Raw genomic sequence first — 22642 nt, 5'->3', positions numbered from 1 at the left:
CCTGACAAACCGCTATCGCGGGGCAAGCCCGCTCCTACCGTTGTGTGGTGATCAGCCCAGCTGATGCACCGGAACCGGCCGCCCGAACCAGTAGCCCTGACCCAGCTGGCAGCCATGTTCGAGCAAGAACCGCGCTTGCTCCGCCTGCTCGATGCCTTCGGCAAGTACCTGCATGCCCATGCTGTTGCCCAGGGCGATGATCACCCGAACAATCGCCACATCGTCTTCGTCCCACGGCAAACCGGCGACAAAACCCTGGTCGATCTTGAGTTTCTGCACCGGCAAACGCTTGAGTCGCAGCAGCGACGAATAGCCCGTCCCAAAGTCATCGATGGCCAGGCGTAGCCCCAGCTCACGCAAACGGTGCAGCTGTTCCAGGGCGATTTCCGGGTCGTCCATCACCGCACTTTCGGTCACTTCCAGCTCCAGCATCGCCGGGTCCAGCCCGGTGTCGTGCAGCACCTTGGCAACCTTCTGGAACAACTCACGATGGCCAAACAGGCGGCTGGAGATGTTCACCGCCACGTACTGCAACGACCGCCCTTCAGCCTGCCACTGCACCATCTGCGCGCAGGCCTGATGCAACACCCAGCTATCGATATCGGCAATCAGCCCGGTGCGCTCGGCAATTGGAATGAACTCACCCGGCGGCACCAGCCCGCGCTCCGGATGCTGCCAGCGCACCAAGGCTTCGACACCGATCATGGTGCCGTTGCTGAGGTCGTGTACCGGCTGGTAGTAAACCCGCAATTCTTCCTGCTCCAACGCCCGACGCAACTCAGCCGCCGTTTCAACCCGCTGCTGGGCGTGTGCCGTCATTTCTTCGGTATACAGGGCGTAGACCGCGCGCCCTGAAGCCTTGGCCGTGAACAACGCAGAGTCGGCATTGCGCAGCAACTGCTCAGCACTGAGGGCATCGCTGGGGAACAGGCTGATGCCAATGCTGACACCCACGAACAAGCGCTGGTTATCGATCTCGAAGGGCTGCTTCATGGCGTCGATAATGTTTTGCGCCAGCGCCGCAGCGTGGCCGACTTGCGGGCATTGCTCGGTCAACACGGCAAATTCGTCGCCACCCAGCCGCGCCAGGGTCATGCCATTGTCCAGCAAATCCTTGAGGCGCTCGCCCACCGCCTTGAGCAATTGGTCACCAACATTGTGGCCAAGGCCATCGTTGATGCTCTGGAAGTGATCCAGGTCCAGCAGCAACAAGGCACAACCACGCTTGTTGGCCTGAGCGGCGGCCAGCGCCTGCTCGGCGCGGTCGTTGAACAGCAGACGGTTGGGCAGGTCGGTGAGCGGGTCATGATGGGCCAGGTAGGCCAGCTCGCGCTCGGTGTGCTTGATCACGCTGATGTCGCTGAACACCGCGACATAGTGACTGACCTCACCGCTGTCATCGCGGATCGAGCAAATGGTCTGCCATTGCGGGTACACCTCGCCGCTTTTGCGCCGGTTCCAGATCTCACCGCTCCACTCACCCTTCTCGTCCAGGGCCGCGTAGATCTGCTGATAGAACTCAGGGCCATGGCGCCCGGACTTGAACTTGTTCGGTCGCTGGCCGATGACTTCATCCTGCTCGTAGCCGGTGATGCGCATGAACGCCCGGTTCACATGCACGATCACACCGTCCCGATCGGTTACCAGCACGCCTTCGAGGGTGCTGTCGAAAACCGCTGCGGCCATGCGCAGGCGTTCGCGGTCTTCGCGCCGCAGACGCGCGCCAACACCGATGAAATTCAACAAACGCGCGCGGGAAGTGAAAATCAGCATGGCGCTGCACAGCACCCAGACATAGGCACTGAGCAATTGCCAACGCGCCAGCTGCTGGGGATTATCGAAAAGGCTGCTCAATATTTGATCAGAGAGTGCCAGCCACAGCACAGACAAAACCAGGTACAGCGCAGCCATGCGCATGGCGTCTCGGATTGAAGCAGCCTGAATTCAACACATAAGTGCAACGCTCGCCCCTGCATAAACTTCGTACGGCGTCTTCCAGCCCAGGCGTTTTCGCGGGCGTAAATTGATCTTCGTTACCACGCGACTGACCGCCTCGACGGTCAGCTTGCTGAAGTCGCCGCCCTTGGGAAAATACTGCCGGAGCAGGCCGTTGGTATTTTCATTAGTGCCTCGCTGCCAGGATGAATAGGGTTCTGCAAAAAAGACTTGGCACTGGCTCCGATGCGCAATGCGTTCATGCCCGGCAAACTCCTTCCCGTTATCCAGCGTCAGCGTGTGAACAGCATGCCCCTTGAGCAACAGATTGATCGCCCGCGTTACCTGCCGGCGCGTCCTGCGCTTGACCGGATAGGCGCTCAGGTAGCCGCTTTTACGATCAACCAGCGTGACCAGATTGCCGCCTACGCCATGCACCGTGTCACCCTCCCAATCACCTAGACGCTCGCGGGCTTCGACCTCAGCAGGGCGCTCGGTTATCGATACGCGATTACGCAACTGTCCGCGCCGGTCGTGGCTTCCGTAGCGTTTTCGGTACAGCTTCCTGCGGTGCCGCAAATACTTGTATAACTCGCCACCTGCGTGTTTGTCGGTGGCGATAAACCGATAAATCCACTCGTGACTGACCGCGCGCTCCGGCTGCTCTTGCTTCAGGCGCTGAGCAATCTGCTCCGGGCTCATACCGTGTTTTAGCCAGAGCGGCAGATAATGGCTGAACCACGTTAATGGCTTGCAGTGCTTGCGCGCCTGCGCTCGACGGGCATCACTTTCATGGGTCGCAGCAACCGCTTTGTAGGTCTTCTGGGAGCTGTTGCGGCGAACCTCACGACTGATCGTCGAGGGATGTACGCCAACCTGTTTCGCGATGCTTGCCTGGCTTTTTCCGGCGCTCAGACCGGCCTCAATCTGGTAACGTTGGCCCTGAGTCAGCTGCCGGTAATGCGTAGTCATCTGCGCTTGAATCCTTCGGTGTGAGAGCCTGGATTCTACCGGTGGCTGACTCTCTGCCTATCGTTTCAAACGTTGCACTTATTCTATGAATTCAGGCAGACATAAGCTACAGACAAGCCCACAAAAAATATTGGGGGATTATAGGGTAGAAATATCCCGTGACCTCCTATCTAAAAGGCCGACTGGTTTTATTTGTGTGTGTACAGGGATAATGCTGCCGCTGTTCCTTATGTTCTAGAGGGCCCTTTCGCCTATGTGGTACCAAGGTTTGCTGAACTTGTCGGCCTGGCAACTGCTGGCAGTTACCCTGGTCATGACTCACGTGACCATCGTCAGTGTCACGGTCTACCTGCACCGTTATTCCGCCCACCGCTCGCTGGAATTGAACGCCGGGCTCAAGCACTTTTTCCGTTTCTGGCTGTGGCTGACCACCGCGCAGAACACCCGCGAGTGGACGGCCATCCACCGCAAGCACCACGCCAAGTGCGAAACCGTCGACGACCCGCACAGCCCGGTCATCCTGGGCCTGTCCACCGTCCTGCGCAAAGGCGCCGAGCTGTACCGCGAAGAAGCGCAGAATCCGGAAACCCTGCGGATTTACGGCAAGAACTGCCCGGAAGACTGGATCGAGCGCAACCTCTACTCGCGCTACAAACTCGGCGGTATTGCCCTGATGGCGGTGATCGACCTGCTGCTGTTCGGCACCGCTGGCATCACCATCTGGGCCGTGCAGATGATGTGGATTCCGTTCTGGGCCGCTGGCGTCATCAATGGCCTTGGCCATGCCGTCGGCTATCGCAATTTCGAGTGCCGCGACGCTGCCACCAACCTCGTGCCGTGGGGCATCATCGTTGGCGGCGAAGAGCTGCATAACAACCATCACACCTACCCGAACTCGGCCAAGCTGTCGGTCAAGCGCTGGGAGTTCGACATGGGCTGGGCCTGGATCAAGCTGTTCTGCTTCCTGCGCCTGGCCAAGGTCCAGCGTGTTGCGCCTATCGCCCACCGGGTCGAAGGCAAAGGCCAGCTGGACATGGACACCGCCATGGCGATCCTCAACAACCGCTTCCAGATCATGGCCCAGTACCGCAAGCTGGTCATCGCGCCGCTGGTCAAACAGGAACTGGCACGCGTCGATGACTCGGTGCGCCATCAGTTCCGCCGCGCCAAACGCTTGTTGTCGCGGGAAACCAGCCTGCTTGAAGACCGCCATCACCTGCGTATTCAAACCATGCTGGAACACAGCCAGGCGCTGAAAACCATCTACGAAAAACGCCTGGCCCTGCAGCAAATCTGGTTGCGTACCAGCTCCAATGGCCACGACATGCTGGCGGCCATCAAAGAGTGGGTACATGAAGCCGAAGCCAGTGGCATCCAGTCGCTGCGCGACTTCGCCGCCCAGCTGAAAACCTACTCGCTGCGCCCCGCCCTGAACTGATGCCGTTGATCGGCGCGCTCTACCCCGGGGCGCGCCGCCTGGAACTTCACCGCCTATTCTTACTCTGACTGGCACAACGCCCGCGTGGCGGGCCGGGTCGTGGCCGCCCGCCTCTGTGTGAGAAGTTCCGCGCAAATGGTCAATAAGAAACCGACGTCCCCACCCTGTAATGAGCCACCGGAAGCGGCCCAAACCCTCCTCGCGCTGATGCACGCGCAAGGCGAAGTTGCACGCCTGAGCGAGCGTGAACAGCTGTTCAGCTCGTTGCTCGACAGCGTCAACGCCGTGCTCTGGGCGTTCGATTGGGAATCGCGCCAGGTGCTGTATGTCAGCCCCGCGTATGAGCGCATTTTTGGCCGCCCGGCTGGCCTGCTGCTGGCGGACTACAACGAGTGGCGCGACAGCATCTACCCCGACGACCTGGACTACGCCGAACGCAGCCTGGCTGAGGTGCTGGTCAAAGGTGCAGTAGAAGACCGCGAGTACCGCATCATCGATGCCGACGGCAAAGTGCGCTGGCTCAGCGACAAGTGCTTCATCAACCAACAGGCCGACAACAACCATCGGGTCATCGTGGTCGGCATGGCGGAAGACATCACCGAGAAGAAACGCCTCGAAGGTGAGTTACAACACCTGGCCACCACCGACGTTCTGACCCAGAGCAGCAACCGCCGACACTTCTTCGACTGCGCCCAGGAAGCGTTCGACAGCGCGCGGCGTGAGCAGACGCCGCTCGCCTTCTTGCTACTGGATATCGATGATTTCAAACAGATCAACGACACCTACGGGCACCAGGAAGGCGATTACGTTTTGCAGCGCATTGCTGACACCGGCAAAGCCGTACTGCGCCGTGGCGACCTGTTCGGGCGGATTGGCGGTGAAGAGTTCGCCGCCGTATTTCCGGGGTGTACACCGCAGATTGCCCAGCAGATTGCCGAACGCTTGCAGCGCGAGATTCAGCGCTTGGGATTCAGCCATGACGACCAGTCTTTCAGCGTCACCGTGAGCCAGGGGCTGACGGGCATTACCGAGGCGGATGAGGCGCTCGACAGCCTGTTTGCGCGCGCGGATGCGGCGATGTATCAGGCCAAGCGTCAAGGCAAGAATCAGATTGTGGTTGGCTGATCGGGCCTTATCGCGAGGCAAGCCCGCTCCTACAGACTGGTGGGAGCGGGCTTGCCCCGCGATGCGATCTCACCCCTTACGCAACTTACCCAACTCCGCCATCCCCACCTTGAGCAACCGCGCAGTGCGACTGTCAGCCAGCGCTTCGAGCCCCTGCTCAGCCGGCAAGCGCGCCAGTTGCCCGGCCAGGTTCATCACCAACGCTTCACGCGAATACACCCCGCCGCCCAACTGGTAGATCGCAGCAATCAGCTCGCGCAGTTCCAGCGGCAAACGCCAGCGCGTGCGCAGCGCCGAACCGAACGCCGCGCCAAACTCATTGAGCGACAACTCGACACTGTCCTCATCCAGTTCCCCACCGGACAACCGCCACTCCTGCAGGCAGCGCAGCAGCGCCAGATCTCCCAGACAATGCAGCAACCCGGCGCAGTAACAACGCTCCTGATCCAGTTCCAGCATGCGCGCCAGGGTGCGCGCATATTCGGCGGCATGCAGCGACAGTGTCCAGAAATGCTCGGCCCGTTGCGCCAGCAGCGGGTCACTGAGCTTGGCGCTGCGCTTGAGTGCCAAGCCCAGAATCAGGTTCATGCTTTGCGTGGTGCCCAGCTTGTTCAACGCCTGCAACAAGGTTTGCACCGCGCCGTCACGGTGCAGCGCCGCGCTGTTGGCAGCGGCAATCAACACCGCCGTAATCTGCGGGTCGTTGCGGATTTCTTCTTCCAGGGTTTTCAGGTTGAGCCCTTGCGGGTTCAGGCTGCGTTTAATGGCTTGCTGCACGTCAGCCAACAACGGACCACCATCGGCGGTGGCCCGACGCCCTTCAAGAAAACGCGACAAGGTCATACCCGGCTGCAGCGGTGGCACCGGGCAGGCGATCTGCTCACCGACCTTGACCAGCAACTCCTCCAGACGGTGGCGCAGGGAGTCCATGTTCAACGGTTTGCTCAAGTACGCCGTAGGCGCGTATGGCAACGCTTCACGCACACTGGCGCTGTCACTGCGGTTGCTCATCAGAATGAACGGCAGCACCGACTCGCGGCCTTTGGCCCGCACCTTGCGCAGCAAGTCCAGGCCATCACCGCCCGGCAACTCGCGAGCAGCAATGATCAAATCAGGTTGGCACGACAACGCCGCCAGTGCCTGCGAGCCATCGGCACACACCTGCACACGCGCGTCGCAACGCACGCTGAGCAGCATTTGACTGAGCATCTCCCGTACCCAGGGATCGCCCTCGGCAATCAACACGCAAGGTGCTGTAGGTGGGTTGGTAGTGCTCATACTTGCCTCTCCAATAATTCACGACACGCAATCCCGCGCACCTTCCAAGGTGTCTCCTTACTGGCAACCTTAGCCTTGTTGCCTTCCTGAAGTCGAAAAAAAACCCGCCGAAGCGGGTTTTTCTTCTAGTGCGTCACAGTTTACGCAAGTTCTGCGAAGCACTCTTCGATGATGGCCAGACCTTTGTCCAGTTGCTCATCAGGCGAGGTCAGCGGAACCAGGATACGCAGGACGTTGCCGTAGGTGCCGCACGACAGCAGGATCAGGCCCTTGTCGCGAGCCTTGGCCACAACCGACGCTACTGCTGCAGCGTTAGGGGTCAGGGAACCGGCTTTCTCGACGACTTCAACAGCGATCATCGAGCCCAGAGCACGCACTTCACCGATGATCGGGTGCTTGTCCTGGATCTTCTTCAGGCCAGCGACCAGACGCTCGCCAACAGCCTGGCTGCGCTCCAGCAGTTTCTCTTCTTCGAACACTTCCATTACAGCCAGGGCTGCGGCGCAAGCGATCGGGCTACCGGCGTAGGTGCCGCCCAGGCCGCCTGGTGCGATGGCGTCCATGTATTCAGCCTTGCCGCACACACCGGCCAGTGGGAAACCACCCGCGATGGATTTAGCGAAGGTGGTCAGGTCTGGGGCAACGCCCATCTGCTCCATGGCGAAGAAGGTGCCGGTACGGCCAGCGCCAGTCTGTACTTCGTCAGCGATCAGCAGAATGCCGTGCTGGTCGCACAGGGCGCGCAGACGCTGCATGAACTCTTTAGGAGCAACGTAGAAACCACCTTCGCCCTGTACTGGCTCGAGGATGATTGCCGCGATGTCACGGGCTTCAGCGTCGTTCTTGAAGATACGCTCGATCGAAGCGATCGAATCGTCAATGCTCACGCCGTGCAGTGCGTTCGGGTACAGCGCACGGAAGATACCGCCTGGCATCAGGCCCATGCCGGCCGAGTAAGGAACGACTTTACCGGTCAGACCCAGGGTCATCATGGTACGGCCGTGGTAAGCGCCGGTGAAGGCGATCACGCCAGCACGGCCGGTAGCGGCACGCGCGATCTTGATGGCGTTTTCAACAGCTTCGGAACCGGTGGTAACCAGCAGGGTTTTCTTGGCGAAGTCGCCTGGAACGCGAGCGTTGATCTTCTCGCAGACTTCTACGTACGGTTCGTACGCCAGCACCTGGAAGCAGGTGTGGGTCAGTTTGTGCAGTTGGGCTTCAACGGCAGCGATAACCTTTGGATGCACGTGACCGGTGTTCAGTACCGCGATACCGCCAGCGAAGTCGATGAACTCGCGGCCTTCAACGTCGGTAACGGTGGCGTTCTTTGCCGAGTCGGCGAAGATCGGGTGGATCTGGCCAACACCACGTGGAACGGCGGCGACACGGCGTTGCATCAAAGATTCGTTGGTCTTGCTCATAGTGTCCTCAATTCGCCACACACAAGGTGGCGCGATTCAAGTCAGGTGGCCGGTATTCAACTGCAGGCAGCATGCGTTGATCGACTGCTGCAGGGGCCCAGGCCACTGGGTGTACGGTGTAAAAAAGGCCAGCGAGACGTCGCTCTCGCGCCCCGCTGGCAGAGGTAAAGCCTTACGCTGCGATCAGATGCTGATGCACAGGTATTTGATTTCCAGGTAGTCCTCAATGCCGTACTTGGAACCTTCGCGGCCCAGGCCCGAGGCCTTGATACCGCCGAACGGCGAGACTTCGTTGGAGATCAGACCGGTGTTGATACCGACCATGCCGTACTCCAGCGCTTCAGCAACACGGAACACACGGCTCATGTCGCGGGCATAGAAGTACGAGGCCAGACCAAACTCGGTGTCGTTGGACATGGCAATCACTTCTGCCTCGTCCTTGAAACGGAACAGCGGAGCCAGTGGGCCGAAGGTTTCTTCCTTGGCCACTGCAGCGTTGTTCGGCACGTTGACCAGTACGGTCGGCTCGAAGAAGTTGCCTTCGATCAGCTTGCCGCCAGTCAGTACCTGAGCGCCTTTTTCAACAGCGTCAGCGATGTGTTCCTGAACCTTGGCGACCGCTTTGCCATCGATCAGCGGACCGGTGGTGGTGCCGTCTTCCAGGCCGTTACCGATTTTCAGCTTGGCAACAGCTGCCTTGAGCTTCTCGGCGAAGGCATCGTAAACGCCGTCTTGCACGTAGATACGGTTGGCGCAGACGCAGGTCTGGCCGTTGTTGCGGTACTTGGAGATGATCGCGCCTTCAACGGCCTTATCCAGGTCAGCGTCGTCGAACACGATGAACGGCGCGTTACCGCCCAGCTCCAGGGAAACCTTCTTGATGTCTTTGGCGCATTCGGCCATCAGCTGGCGACCGATTTCGGTCGAGCCGGTGAACGACAGCTTGCGCACGATCGGGTTGCCGGTCAGCTCGCTGCCGATGTCGCCAGCGCTACCGGTGACCACGCTCAGCACGCCAGCCGGGATACCGGCGCGGGTGGCCAGCTCAACCAGGGCCAGGGCCGAGTACGGGGTTTGCGAAGCAGGCTTGAGCACCATGGTGCAGCCAGCGGCCAGGGCCGGGCCGGCTTTACGGGTGATCATCGCCGCCGGGAAGTTCCACGGGGTGATGGCCGCGGTAACGCCGATAGGCTGCTTGATCACGATCAGGCGCTTGTCTGGCTGGTGGCCAGGAATAGTGTCGCCGTAAACGCGCTTGGCTTCTTCAGCGAACCACTCGATGAAGGAAGCAGCGTAAACGATCTCGCCCTTGGCTTCGGCCAGAGGCTTGCCTTGTTCGGTGGTCATCAGACGCGCCAGGTCGTCCTGATGCTCAATCATCAATTCGAACCAACGACGCAGCTTGCCCGCACGTTCTTTGGCGGTCAGCGCGCGCCAGGCTGGCAGCGCCTTGTCGGCGGCTTCGATAGCACGACGGGTTTCGGCAGCACCCATCTTCGGCACAGTGCCGATGATCTCGCCGGTGGCCGGGTTGTTGACCTTGATGGTCTGACCGTTGTCCGCGTCCAACCACACGCCATCAATGAAGGCTTGCTGGCGGAACAACTGGGCATCTTTAAGCTGCATGTCGGCTTCCTTAACGGCACCGTACAGACACGGCGCGAATTATTGATTGTAGAAAAAGGAGAGCGTTTGAAATCTCAAACGAATCCTAGGAGCTACGACAGAAAAGGACAATAGGGTGTTCGAAAAAAAGAACAAAAAGCGCTATACGGCGCCTCTTTTCAGATCAGCGTCACTCCCAGGTCCCTATGTGTGCAAAATCGAACACAGCCATTTGTGGCGATGGACGCCGTCAGTCTAGATGGGTATCATGGCGCCCGCGTTGCACTCGTAGCTCAGCTGGATAGAGTACTGCCCTCCGAAGGCAGGGGTCGTGGGTTCGAATCCCGCCGAGTGCGCCATATAGATGAAAAGGCCCAGGTGAAAACCTGGGCCTTTTTTTATGCCTTGCTCCGTGGGAGCAACTGTCTTGATCATCCTGTGGGAGCGGCGGTGCGGCGACCCGACTTGCCCCGCGATGCGATGTTGGCTGACACACCGCCATCGCGGGGCAAGCCCGCTCCCACAGGTGGTGCAAGACTGCATCCCCCACCCACCGAAAGCCTATTCCAGCTGGCCTTGCACTGGCGCTTTGCCGTGGATCGCCGAGTAGCGCGCCAACTGCCCCAAGCGTTTATCCAGCTCCTGCAGCAGACGATTGCGGGTGGTGGTCACTTCGGTTTTGTTGAACAGCCCAGGCTCTACCGTGTACAGGTTGAACATCTGGTTGATCGTAGCCGGTGAGGCGATGTTGTAACTGGCCTCGGCGTTGTGGTTGTAAAGTGTAACCATTCTTCCGTTCTGGCTGTCGGCCGGGCGCGCGAACACCATGCTGATGTACTGCCCTTCACGAATGCGCACGTTGCTGTTGGAAAACTGAAAGCACGCTTCTTTGCCATTGTCCAAACGCACCCAGAACTCGTGCTCCTGCACATTGTGACTGCTGACGTGCATCGACGACGAGCTACCACCAATCGAGCCGTAACCATTGGCAATGTAACCGCCACCGGAGCTGTGTGAATGACTGGCACTCAAGTGCGTTTGGTTGCGCTTCTGGCTGTCGAGCACCTCACCGCTGAAGATGAAGAAACACAGCTGACGGTCGAAGTGGTTGAACGGCTCATCGATGAAGTTCGGGTCTTCGGCTGACAGGCTGATGTCGTACATGGTGCGGATCATTTCATCGCGCGCGGCCTTGTCGTGCTTGGCGCGCTCCTTGAGCTCGGCGCGGCGCACCTTGGCGTCTTCGATGGCCTTGAGAGCCTGGGCTTTGAGGATTGGGGTCTTTTCATTGGCGTAGGCGGCGGCTTTCTCGCTCGCTTCCTTGAGTACCGGCGCAGCCTTCTGGCCAGCCTCAACTGCCAGTTCCTTGGCTTTGGTCAATGCCTGGGCCGCTTTGGCAGCCAATTCGGGGTTGGCGTCGACGGCTTTCTTTTTCAGGTCATCCCAGAGACTCATTCTCTATCCTCTCAACGCGTCATCAATGAACAAGCCGCCTACGGCGGTGCTTTGCGGAGTTTACAGGCAGTTAGCGGGGTGAAGAATGTCAGATTTTATGTCGATCTTCCGAAAATACTGGCCGATGTAACGTCCTAGGAAATACCCTACCGAGTCTGTCGATCCCCATCTGCTTGTCCCTGGGAATACTTACTTCTAGGCTCCTACTCGTCACCGAAAACTCGGTGATCGGGTGTGGTAACCCGGAGTGAGGATCATCCTATACAGCCTATGGCGGCTGTGCGCGGGAGGCTTTCGGGCCTGCCGGGTTTGGACGATCCCCCGGTTTACCACCCCGCGTACAGCTGCCACCCATTCGTGTGGTAACGAATGACGGTGTCAGCCCAACAATGGATCGCCGACATGAAAAAAATAGTTCCCGACCCACCGCTTGAAGCATCTACAACCACCGCACACACCGTCTTCGGCTGTTGCCCGGCCGGGCACTCTCCTCTGTTTTCCGTTTGCTCCGGGATCGCTGCCCATGATGCGCTGGTGCATGCCTCTTTATATCTGAGCTGTGCTTACGACACTGGCTACAAAGCGTTCGATGACATCCATCCAGACAGCAAGAATTTCTTGTGGTCGACCCTTCATTCGGTAGAGATGGCCAAGGGGTTGGTTGAGGCGTTGCTGGAGGGCATAGAAGAACGGGCCATGGTTCAGATGAACAGCTAGCAACCTCCGGTGGGAGCGGGCTTGACCCGCGAATGCGGACTGTCAGGCACATTGCTTCGCGGGGCAAGCCCGCTCCTACCGGGGTCGGAAATGGGCCATGCGGGCATTCTGTGGGAGCGGGCTTGACCCGCGATTACGGGCTGTCTGGCACATTGCTTCGCGGGGCAAGCCCGCTCCTACCGGGGCTGAAAATGGGCCATGCGGGCACTCTGTGGGAGCGGGCTTGACCCGCGATTGCGGGCTGTCTGGCACATTGTTTCGCGGGGCAAGCCCGCTCCCACAGGCGGCGCTGTCTGACCAATAGCAAATTGCCATCCGTTTGAATTGACGACTTCTGCTCATGCCGTTAGTGTTGCACGACATTTCGGGCGTCTCTATTTAGAGCCGCCCGTTGCTTATCGGAAGAGCAGAAGGTAGATCAAGGATGCGCGGAGTACTGCTACGCAGCGGCAAAAGTGAACAATTCACTGCGCTGGGGGAAACCGGTCAGCCGGTTTACCGGGCTGCATTGCAGCTTCGTGAAGCTATTCGACGGAAAAACCCCGACCATCCGGGGCTGGTCGAGCACCTGGCCATTCCGCAAACCGATGAGCTGGGCAGCAAAATCGATTGGTACAGCGACCGCCTGGGTGATGTGATTCCCTGGAGCAGCGCGACCGAAGAAGAACGTGCGCCCGCACGCGCGCAGCTGGAAGTGCTGCAAAGCCGAATCAACGACCTGAGCAACGAGTTTCTCGGTCTCGACGCCAACGGCCAGCCACTGCCCGGCAGCAAGCCCGGCGCGCAAGGCGATCGCACGGTGTTCGGCAAGCTGCTGACCTGTGTGGTGCCGTTCCCCGATGAAAACTATGTGTACCTGGTCGACGGCAAACCAGTCCTGACCTTCTGGGGCTTTATCCACGCCGGTGCCGAGCGCAGCCGTCAACCACTGCATTGCCTGTACCCCACCACCCCGAAAGTCGCCGAGCCTGTTGCACCTGCACCGGTAGCGCCGGTCGCGCCGATTGCACCGCCTCCACAGCCGGCCCCGGTGGTCACCGAAGTCGTCAAACGCCCGTGGTGGCGGTACTTGTTGTGGCTGCTGGCCTTGCTGTTGCTGCTTGCCCTGTTGCTGTTCGGGCTGCGCAGTTGCTGGCCGGGCATGGGCCTGGGCGGTTTGCCGCTCGGCGATTTCAACAAGCCGGATATCCACGTAGATCCAAGCCTGCCGACAACCACCCTGCCTACAGGCAACGGCCTGCCTGTAACCACGGGCCAGCCTGTCGGTACAAACAACGGCGCTGGCGCGACGCTGCCAACTGGCGGCAACGTGCCCACTCCTTCCGGCGCCCCAGAGGCGGGCAACTCTGGCGCACCGGTCAGCGAGCCACCTCAGGCACCTGAGGCGAACAACGGCGAACCCGCTGCTGAGCAACCGCCTGCCGATCAGCAGCCAACGCCACCGGAAATTCCGGCTGACCAGCAGCCACCTGCCCCGCCTGAGCTGCCAGTAGAGCAGCCAGTACCGCCGTCACAAACCTCAGGGCTGACCATTCCGCCGAATGTCGGCAATGGCGCCGCCGACTTCCTCAACGGCAACTACAACGGTGCCGGTATTCAGGAAGTGGGCACCGGCAAGCCGCTGCGCCTGAAGTACGACTTCCAGAATGGCAAAGGCCAGGCCACGGTCAGCCGCTCCGATGGCGTGAGCTGCAAGGCGCCAGTGGCGGCAGCCATGAATGGCGGCACGCTGTCGATCACCAACGACGGCCAGGCAGCCTGTGCCGATGGCAGCAGCTACGAACTCCCCCAAGTGAATTGCACACCAGGCGCTCAAAGCATCGCCGACTGCTCCGGTAACTACGGCGCAGACGAGTTCAAGATGCTGATGAATCAAGCCGGCCAATAACACGAGAAGCGCAGAAGATGTTGCCTGAAATCACTCAGTTTGAAGAAACGGTCACGCTGGTCAGCGATAGCGGCATCCAGTTCATGGACTTCGCCCTGCGCCTGGGCCCCGATGAGCAGGCCGGCAAGTTCGTTCAGCTCAACAACGGTATGGTCCCGACTCGCCTGTTGTGGTCCAAGGAGTACAAGGACTTCTACGAACCTGAGCCCGACAAAATGGTTCAGGTCGAGTTCGACTCCACCGAAGACAACCACTTCCGCCTGGGCATGGAAGAAAGCCTGAAGCTGTTCGATGGCGTCTGGCTGCCGATTCCGTTCCTGCGCTACATGCCGCCGCACCGTTACGACGAAGGCCCGAACAACTGGTCGCGCATGCGTCTGGTCAAGCTGCCGGAAGCCGATATCGACGGCAATACCCACCGTCTGACCATCGCCTTCGACTGCCGCATCATGAAGAGTGTCGACGGCGCCGCCTACCTGGCCCCAAGTGAAGAAGACGTGCGCTCCGGTGTCGCCTTCAAGCTGGCTTGCAGCGCGCGCGAATACGGTTGGTTCCTGACCAACAACTGGATCCGCGAATGGCTGACCGAGCTGTACACCGAGGCCCGCGCCGAGTGGACCCGTGAGCGTCTGGACCGTGACCTGCAAGGCAACCGTCACATCGCGCACTACCTCAACCTGCTGAGCCTGCTGCGCCGCCCGGTGCCAGCCGAGCAAAGCACCGAGAAGCCCAAGGTCGAGATCCCGGAAATCAAGGTGGTGGCCAACGACGCCCAAGGCGTTGTGCAGCCGATCAAGGTTGATCTGGTACTGGACGTCGGCAACTCGCGCACCTGCGGCATTCTCATCGAAGACCACGGCCAGGCCGGCGCTGGCATGCTCAACAACTATGTGCTGGAGCTGCGCGACCTGAGCGAGCCGCACCAGATCTACAACCAGGCGTTCGAAAGCCGGGTCGAGTTCAGCAAGGCCGCCTTTGGTAGCGATCAGTGGTCGAGCCAGAGTGGTCGTCACGATGCCTTCCAGTGGCCGACCCTGGCCCGCGTCGGTGGTGAAGCCGGGCGTCTGGCCAGTCGTCGCCGTGGCACCGAAGGCTCCACCGGCTTGTCGAGCCCGAAACGTTACTTGTGGGACGAGAAAGCCTACGCCCACGGTTGGCGCTTCAACACTTCGAACAAGAAGGTCAGCGATGAACCGGAAGCGATTGCCGCGCCGTTCTCGTCGCTGATCAACGACCTCGGCCAAGCGCTGTACCTGCCGCCGAAAAACGATATGTCGGCGTTCTCGTCGCTGTATTCGCGCAGCAACCTGATGACCTTCATGCTCGCTGAAGTGGTGACTCAGGCGCTGTCGCAGATCAACAGCCCGGCGCAACGTTCGCGCCAAGGCCGCGCGCGCACTCCGCGCCTGCTCAACAGCATCACCCTGACTGTACCGCCAGGCATGCCGCAGGCCGAGCGCAGCATTCTCAGCAATCGCATGTTCGAAGCCGTCGGCCTGGTGTGGAAAAGCCTGGGCTGGCATGAAGGCGACAGCAACCCGTTCAAAGACAAGACCGTCAAACCACGTACCCCGTTGCCAAGCATCCGCGTGGACTGGGACGAAGCCAGCTGCGGCCAGTTGGTGTACCTGTACAACGAAATCAGCGAAAACTTCGCCGGTCACCCGGAAGAGTTCTTTGCCACGCTGGCACGCCCGGACAAGACCGAAGCCGAGCAGATCACCCTGGCCACCATTGATATCGGTGGCGGTACCACCGACCTGGTCATCACCGACTACCGCCTGGATCGCGGTGCCAACGGCGGCAATGGTGCCAACGTGCACATCGTCCCTGAGCAACGCTTCCGCGACGGTTTCAAAGTGGCCGGTGACGACATCCTGCTGGATGTGATCCGCGAATTCATTCTGCCGTCGTTCAAGCGCGCGCTGCAGGACGCCGGTGTGTATGCCCCGGATGCGCTGATGTCGCGCCTGTGCGGTAACGGCGAAGCCAGTGCGCAAGAGCGCGTATTGCGCCAGCAGCTGAACCTGCAGGTGTTCGTACCGCTGGGCCTGGCGGTGCTCAAGGCTTATGAGCAATACGACCCGGAAACGCCGCAGGAGGTGGTTGAGCAGAGCTGGCGCGAGCTGCTGGGCGATGCCTCGGTCAACGACAGTGTGCTGGAGTTCGTCAACGCTGCGGTGCGCCGTGACGTCGGACGCGATGGCACCCTGGACCTGCTGAGCACGCCGCTGACGCTGGACCTGGAGCAAGTTCACCTGGCGTTTGTCGGTGGCCAGATCAACATCACCAAAGTGCTCAGCGAACTGTGCGAAGTGATCTCGCATTATTCCTGTGACGCTCTGCTGCTGACCGGGCGTCCGTCGCGCCTGCCAGGCATTCAGGCGTTCATCCGCCAGCGCCTGCCATTGCCGCCAGGACGCATTCTGCCGCTGCAAAACTACCGCACCGGTGGCTGGTACCCGTTCCACAAGAACGGCCTGATCGACGACCCGAAAAGTACCGCCTCGGTCGGTGCGATGATCTGCCTGCTGTGCGCCAAGCACAGCGTGCCGAACTTCTACTTCCGCACCGCAATGCTCAAGCCGTACTCGATCATCAAGCACTTCGGTCAGATCGATAACGCCGGGACCATCAAGCATGGTGACGTGCTGTACCACAACCTGACCTCCGACAAGGGCCGCATCCAGCTGCCAATCGTGGGTGAAGGCGAAGAGCGTGGTACGCCGTGGCTGGAAATGCGTGGCGACATGCACCTCGGCTACCGCCAACTGGCCGCCGAGCGCTGGTCGGCCTCGCCGCTCTACACCCTGCGTTTCACCCCGCAAGGGCAGCGTAACTTCTCGCAGTCGATCGGCAAGGGCGGTGAAGCGCCGGTGCTGCGCATTCGACTGGCCGTCGATGAGCCATCGGACATTCTGCTCGAGCAGGGGCTGATCAGCGACAAGCTGATTATCTCGGATCTGAAATCGAACATTCAGGATGCCGACTTCGACTTCGAACGGGATCTTGAGCTCTCACTCAACACCATGCCGACCGGCAACCTGAGTGACAGTGACTATTGGCTCGACAGCGGGAACGTCAAAGGAAAATGAGCAATCTAACGCCAAAGCAGCAACAACTGGTGGGCGCTTGGAGCGCCGTTCACAAAGGCGCCGACCAGGCCCTGCAGTGGATCGAACAGGTCCGTGGCAACGCGGCCAGTGTCGAGGCCGAAGCCGATGGTCTGAACCTGCGCCTGCACCGCGCCCGCAACCGTGCCCGCGATCTGCAGCGCGCTGCTGCGACGCCGATGGTAATTGGCTTCTTCGGCCTGTCGCAGGCCGGTAAGTCGTACCTGATTTCCGCCCTGGCGGCCGACACCAGTGGCCGTCTGGAAACCGATTTCGGCGGCAAGACCCTCGACTTCATCGAGCACGTCAACCCGACCGGTCTGGGCAAAGAAGCCACCGGCCTGGTTACTCGCTTCAGCCGCTGGGCGCAACCAAGCCCGGACGCCAACTTCCCGGTAGAGCTGAAGCTGTTCAGCGAAATCGAAGTGGCGAAGATCCTGTCCAACGCCTGGTTTGAAGACTTCGACCAGGAGAAGCTCGACTATTCGTTCACCGACGAGCGCATCCAGGCGGTACTCGCCGCGTTCGAAGGCCGCGAAGTCGAGAACCTGCAGCCCGGCGTCAGCGCCGATGACGTCGTTGCCCTGTGGGACTACCTCAAAGGCAACTACGAGAAGTCGGTGCGCAAGCTCTCCGAAGTGTACTGGCCGCGGGTGATGAAACTGGCCCCGCGCCTGAACTACCGCCAGCGCGCCAAGCTGTTCTCGATTCTCTGGGGCGAGCAGGACGGCCTGACCGAGGTGTACGAGCAGTTGGTCGGTGGCCTGCAGAAAATGGGCTACCCGGACACCGTCTTCGCACCGTTGAGCGTTCTGGTCAAAGACGAAAACGGCGTTTACACCCAAGCCAACAGCATCATGAACGTCGACATCCTCGGACGTCTGGGCACTGGCCGTGATTTGCCGGTCAACGTGCTGCCGGTTCGCGAAGGCAAGGCACAGGCCAGCACCGGCCTGACCGTTGCCCAGCTGGCCGCGCTGACCGCCGAGATGACCTTCCGCCTGAGCAACACGCCGAAAGACCCTGTGGTGGAAGAAGTCGATTTGCTCGACTTCCCCGGCTACCGCACCCGGCAGAAGCTGCTGCGCATCGAAGACGCCGCCGACCCGAACGCGGTTGAAGAGATCAACCCGGTCTCGACCCTGATTCTGCGGGGCAAGGTCGCTTACCTGTTCGAACGCTACACCGACGCGCAGCAAATGAACGCCCTGGTGCTGTGCACCAGCTCGTTCAAGCAGAGCGAAGTGGTCAGCGTCGGGCCGGTGCTGACCCGCTGGATTCACAAAACCCAGGGCGCCACCCCGCAAGAGCGCGGTCAGCGCACCCCGGGCCTGATCTGGGCATTGACCATGCTCGACGGTTTCATCAGCAACACCCTCGGCCTGAGCGAAGGGCAACTGCCTGAGGGCTGCGAGAACATGATGAAGCTGACCATGATCGAGCGCTTCGGTGCCATGGAGTGGATGAAGAACTGGTCGAACGACCCGTTCAACAACACCTACCTGGTGCGCAAGCCGCGCCTGGACACCGCGTTCATCGAACGCGATGGCAGCAGCGGCGAAGAAAACGAATTCACCGACCGCCATGTGCAGCGTTTGGGCCAGCTCAAGCAGTGCTTTGCTGCCAGCCCTTCGGTGCAGCGCCACGTGAAAGACCCGCAAGATGCCTGGCAAGCCATGCTGGAGCTCAATGACGGCGGTATCACTCGCTTCAGCAGCAGCTTCAAGGGTGTCGCCAACATCGACTTCAAGCTGACCCGTATCGAAGAACAGCTGCACCAGTGCCGCGCCGATCTGCTGGAGCATGGCCTGCATGTGTGGCGTGAAGAAGATTTCGAACAACTGCTGAACAAGAAACGTCAGAAAACCCAGTACCTGCTCGACAACCTGGGCGCCGACCCGGATGTCATCGCCAACCTGATCCATGAGCTGCAATTGCCGGTGGAAGAGCTGCGCGACCTGTACCTGAGTGGCGTGTACCACATCGACGGGCTGGACGCTGAAGCCGAGGCCGAGCCTGAGCAGAACGTGCGGGCACCGGCCAACCAGGCGCCAGCGCTGAACTTCGGCAACCTGTTCGCCAGTTCTGCAGCGGAGCCTGCCCCGGCGGTGAAAAAACCGCTGGCACAGCGCCTGACCCCAGAACAGCGCTTCGCCCGCGCTGCGCTCAAAGCCTGGATCAAGCACATGCGCGACCTGGGCACACGCACCCTGCTGCTCAACAGCCTGCGCCTGAACAAAGACATCGTTGATGCCCTCACCGAAGAGTTGATCAGCGCCGTGCGCAACAAGGCCTTCATGGCCGACCTGGATCAGGCGGTCACCCGCCGGGTGCAAGGTGGCCTGCATCGCGATCAGACCGTGCAGCGCCAGGTGCTGTCGGTGCAGTTGCTAATGCGCGACTTCCTTTCCTGGTTCGGCCTGCTGGCCAAGCCGGAGGCCGAGCGCCCGCACAGCCTGCTGGGCGACCGTGCACCGGTATTCAGCTTCTATCGTTCGGTGCCGTCGGGCGAACTGCCGCAGCTGCCAGAGCAGCCGTCGCACCAGGAACAGCGTTATCAGGTGGATTGGTTATCGGGCCTGGCCTGGCTGACCCAGGAAAACGCCAAGAGCGGCGCCGACCCGGAAATTACTACCGAGCAGCGCCGCCAGTTGGCGGTCCTGCTGAACACATTCGAAGCGAGTTGAGTGCATGGGTATCAGAGTTGATGTACTGCCATTGATCGATAACACCCCGGGTCAGGGGTGGTTGCGGATTACTGGCTGGACGGGCGCCAGCGCGGGGCTTGAGTATTCGGTACAAAGCAGCCAGACCCGTGACTTTCTGCACCCCGGCAAGCAGTGGACCAACGTCGCCCACGGTTTCCCGCTGATCGGCCTGGCGCCGGCAGAGGGTGCCGATGCGCTGCAGGTGCTGGTCGGTCCTGATCTGATCGACCCGCTGCTGGCCGCCAGTGGCACTGCCAACTTCCGCATCACCCTGAACAACCCGGGGCTGGGCCAGAGTGAAGCGACCATGGTGCGTCTGGACAAGCACCTGCTCGCCTCGATTGCCTCCACCGGTGCGAAAAAGCCTGAGCCTGCGCCAGCACCGGTTGCACCGCCGGTGCAGATTCCTGAGCCAGTGGTCGTTGCTGAACCACCCGCTCCCGTGGTTGAAGCACCGGTCGTTGCTGAGCCCGCGCCAGAGCCGATTCCCGAACCACCGCTGACCCCACCACCGGCAGCGCCCGCGAAGAAAAACCGCTGGCTGCTGCCGTTGCTGCTGTTGCTCGTGCTGCTGGCGATTGCTGGCGGTGCCTGGTGGTTTATGCAACAACCTAAACCTGCAGTGGTCGATGAGCCGCTACCCGCGCCTGCACCCACCACCGAGCCGGTCGCCGATGCAGCAGCGCCTTGCACACTGGAAAGCATGAAGAGCCAGCCAGAACTGGCATTCGTGCAAGGTTGCATCCAGAAAGCGCCGGGCAGTGCTGCCCTGCTGGAAGTGATCAACCTGGCCAAGGCCAATAACCAGTGTGCGGTTGCTCAGCGTCTGTACGCCAACCGTGCGCAGAGCGGCGACATTCAGATCGCCACCGCTTACGCCCACGAGTACGACCCTAAGTACCACCAGCCAAGCGAATGCTTCAAAACGCCTGACAACGCGACTGCAGCGTACTGGTACGAGACCATTTTGGGTTTCGACGAAAACAACGCCGATGCCAAACAGCGCTTTGAGGAACTCAAGCCATGAGCCTGCAACTGCGCGGCGTAGCCGCTGCCCTGTTGGCCATGAGCCTGAGCCCGTTGCTGCAAGCGGCCGACCAGCCGCTGCTGCAGGCTGGCAAGAAAACCCTGTTCCAGCGTGTACTGACCACTCCAAGCTGCAAACTCGGCACCGCCGCCGGTGATGCGGCCGGTACTGCCCAACCCGCGTTCAGCCGCTTCTATGTGTACGAGCGCAGCACGGTGGGTGCCCAGGAATGGCTGCGCGTTGGCCCGGACACGCAAGGCAAGAGCATCGGCTGGTTACCCGGCGACTGCACCGTTGAATGGAAGATGCAGCTGACCCTGGCCTTCACCAACCCGGCCAACCGCGACCGCCTGATGTTCTTCAAGGAGCGCAGCCAGCTCGAAGGCATCCTTGACGCGCCGGATCCGGTCAGCCAGGTGGCGCCACTGCGGGCCAAACTCAAGCAAGGCAGCGAAGCCCCTGGCGTTCTGGCCCAGGAGCCGGAGTTCTTCGTCGATATGCAGAAGAACTTCTACCTACTGCCCGTGCTGAGCGGCGAAGAAGTGATGACGGAAGAGGGTTTCCGTACCCGTATTCTCAACGTCGCCTCGGTGAGCAAAGCGGATGCTGCCAATGCCGCTGCGGCGTCTGCGAGCACCCCTGCTGCAGCCAAGACGCAGATGAAGGCGTTCAGTGCCGCGGTGGTGTTCGTCATCGACTCGACCATCTCCATGGACCCATACATCGACCGTACCCGCGAAGCGATCAAGCGCGTGTACGAGCAGATCGAGAAGGAAAACCTCGGTCAGCAGGTCAAGTTCGGTCTGGTTGCCTACCGTTCCAGCACCAAGGCCGTGCCTGGGCTGGAGTACGTCAGCAAGATGTACGCCGACCCCAACACGGTCAAAGACGGTGCCGACTTCATGGCCAAGGTCGCTGACCTCAAACAGGCCAAAGTCTCCAGCAGCACCTTCGATGAAGACGCCTATGCCGGTGTCATGCACGCGGTGGACAAGGTGGACTGGAGCCAATTTGGCGCCCGGTACGTGGTGCTGATCACCGACGCCGGTGCCATCGACGGCACCGACAAGCTGTCGGGCACCGGCCTTGGCGCCGAGCAGGTCAAGATCGAGGCCAGCAACCCTGGCGTCGCGCTCTACACCCTGCACCTGAAAACCCCGAAAGGCGCGAAGAACCACAGCCACGCCGAAGCTCAGTACCGGGCCCTGTCGAACTACCCCGGCACCAATACCTCGCTGTACTACCCGGTCAATGCCGGTGACGTCGAAGCCTTCGGCCGCAAGGTCGATGGCCTGGCTGCGGCCATCACCCAACAGGTGAAATCCGCGTACCTGGGTGAAGATGCAATCGGCAGCGCCACCAACGCCAAGGTCGATCCGGCCGAGAAGAAGATGCTGGAAGACGCCGCGCTGATCGGCCACGCCATGCAACTGGCTTATCTCGGCAAAACCACTGGCACCCAGGCACCACCGGTGTTCCAGGCGTGGATCAGCGACCGTGACCTGATCAAGCAGAACCTGCCGACTACCGATGTGCGGGTGTTGCTGACCAAGGCCCAGCTCAGTGACCTGAGCGATGTGCTCAAGCAGATTGTCGATGCGGCCAACGAAGGCATGATTTCGCCAAGCGAGATGTTCACCCGCCTGCGTTCGGTCGCCGCCACCATGGGTGCTGACCCGAACCAGCTCAAGCAAGGTTCGACCACCCGTGTTGCCGACCTCGGCGTGCTGGGTGAGTACCTGGAAGACCTGCCGTACCAGAGCGAGGTGCTCAACCTCGATGAAGAAACCTGGAAAGGCCTGGACGGCCTGGCGCAGGAGAAATTCATCCGCAACCTGAGCACCAAGCTGCGCCACTACCAGCGCTACAACGCTGATGTGGACCGCTGGGTAGCACTGGCGCCAGGCAGCGACAGCCGTGACAACGTGTATCCCGTTCCGCTTGAGATGATGCCCTAAGC

The 22642-nt window shown here is 60.7% G+C and carries 14 protein-coding genes and 1 tRNA gene; 9 read left to right on the top strand and 6 right to left on the bottom strand.

Annotated features, from left to right (window positions below):
• Positions 1–51: 51 nt before the first annotated feature.
• Together dibA and ACP6KB_RS00810 are read right to left on the bottom strand one after the other, a co-directional pair.
• Entirely contained in the window at positions 52–1911 is a 1860-nt protein-coding gene (gene dibA / locus ACP6KB_RS00815) for a phosphodiesterase DibA (RefSeq protein WP_442114238.1), read from the bottom strand.
• A 33-nt stretch (positions 1912–1944) separates the two neighbouring features.
• Entirely contained in the window at positions 1945–2907 is a 963-nt protein-coding gene (locus ACP6KB_RS00810; RefSeq protein ID WP_442107591.1) for an IS30-like element ISPsme1 family transposase, read from the bottom strand.
• Positions 2908–3160: 253 nt separating this feature from the next.
• Here ACP6KB_RS00810 and desA point away from each other — a divergent pair, with 253 nt between their 5' ends.
• Positions 3161–4345: a delta-9 fatty acid desaturase DesA gene (gene desA / locus ACP6KB_RS00805; RefSeq protein ID WP_442111343.1), complete on the top strand. Its 1185-nt coding sequence runs from the start codon at positions 3161–3163 to the stop codon at positions 4343–4345.
• A gap of 135 nt (positions 4346–4480) precedes the next feature.
• Entirely contained in the window at positions 4481–5470 is a 990-nt protein-coding gene (locus ACP6KB_RS00800; protein ID WP_442111341.1) for a GGDEF domain-containing protein, read from the top strand.
• Between the two features lie 69 nt (positions 5471–5539).
• Here ACP6KB_RS00800 and ACP6KB_RS00795 read toward each other — a convergent pair whose 3' ends face one another.
• From ACP6KB_RS00795 to gabD, 3 genes are all read right to left on the bottom strand, one after another.
• Positions 5540–6748, bottom strand: coding sequence for an HDOD domain-containing protein (locus ACP6KB_RS00795; protein WP_442111339.1), 1209 nt, complete (start codon positions 6746–6748; stop codon positions 5540–5542).
• A 140-nt stretch (positions 6749–6888) separates the two neighbouring features.
• Positions 6889–8169, bottom strand: a complete 1281-nt coding sequence (gene gabT, locus ACP6KB_RS00790; protein WP_133216359.1) for a 4-aminobutyrate--2-oxoglutarate transaminase — start codon at positions 8167–8169, stop codon at positions 6889–6891.
• Between the two features lie 183 nt (positions 8170–8352).
• On the bottom strand, positions 8353–9795 hold the full coding sequence (gene gabD / locus ACP6KB_RS00785; protein ID WP_133216358.1) for an NADP-dependent succinate-semialdehyde dehydrogenase: 1443 nt from the start codon (positions 9793–9795) through the stop codon (positions 8353–8355).
• 261 nt (positions 9796–10056) lie between these two features.
• Here gabD and ACP6KB_RS00780 point away from each other — a divergent pair.
• A tRNA-Arg gene (locus ACP6KB_RS00780) sits at positions 10057–10133 on the top strand.
• 202 nt (positions 10134–10335) lie between these two features.
• Here the strand turns inward: ACP6KB_RS00780 and ACP6KB_RS00775 are convergent.
• The gene (locus ACP6KB_RS00775; RefSeq protein ID WP_442111337.1) at positions 10336–11229 is read right to left on the bottom strand and encodes a hypothetical protein; all 894 of its coding nucleotides are present in this window, start codon (positions 11227–11229) and stop codon (positions 10336–10338) included.
• A gap of 402 nt (positions 11230–11631) precedes the next feature.
• Between ACP6KB_RS00775 and ACP6KB_RS00770 the strand changes: the two genes are divergently transcribed.
• From ACP6KB_RS00770 to ACP6KB_RS00745, 6 genes are all read left to right on the top strand, one after another.
• Positions 11632–11946, top strand: a complete 315-nt coding sequence (locus tag ACP6KB_RS00770; RefSeq protein WP_442111336.1) for a DUF3077 domain-containing protein — start codon at positions 11632–11634, stop codon at positions 11944–11946.
• Positions 11947–12370: 424 nt separating this feature from the next.
• Positions 12371–13834 (top strand): SrfA family protein, encoded by a 1464-nt coding sequence (locus ACP6KB_RS00765; RefSeq protein WP_442111334.1) that lies wholly within the window; start codon positions 12371–12373, stop codon positions 13832–13834.
• A 17-nt stretch (positions 13835–13851) separates the two neighbouring features.
• The gene (locus ACP6KB_RS00760) at positions 13852–16929 is read left to right on the top strand and encodes a virulence factor SrfB (protein WP_442111332.1); all 3078 of its coding nucleotides are present in this window, start codon (positions 13852–13854) and stop codon (positions 16927–16929) included.
• Positions 16926–19634, top strand: coding sequence for a putative virulence factor (locus tag ACP6KB_RS00755; RefSeq protein ID WP_442111330.1), 2709 nt, complete (start codon positions 16926–16928; stop codon positions 19632–19634). Before ACP6KB_RS00760 ends, ACP6KB_RS00755 begins: the two co-directional genes overlap by 4 nt.
• Before the next feature lie 4 nt (positions 19635–19638).
• Positions 19639–20682 carry a hypothetical protein gene (locus ACP6KB_RS00750; RefSeq protein WP_442111328.1) on the top strand — a complete coding sequence of 348 codons (1044 nt, stop codon included), beginning with the start codon at positions 19639–19641 and terminating at the stop codon, positions 20680–20682.
• Positions 20683–20720: 38 nt separating this feature from the next.
• On the top strand, positions 20721–22640 hold the full coding sequence (locus ACP6KB_RS00745) for a vWA domain-containing protein (RefSeq protein ID WP_442114237.1): 1920 nt from the start codon (positions 20721–20723) through the stop codon (positions 22638–22640).
• The last annotated feature ends 2 nt before the right edge of the window (positions 22641–22642 follow it).

Source organism: Pseudomonas sp. NUPR-001 (assembly GCF_052147955.1).
Lineage (GTDB): Bacteria > Pseudomonadota > Gammaproteobacteria > Pseudomonadales > Pseudomonadaceae > Aquipseudomonas.
The sequence above is the reverse complement of the archived record's forward strand: the minus strand, read 5'-3'. Positions and strand labels throughout refer to the sequence as shown.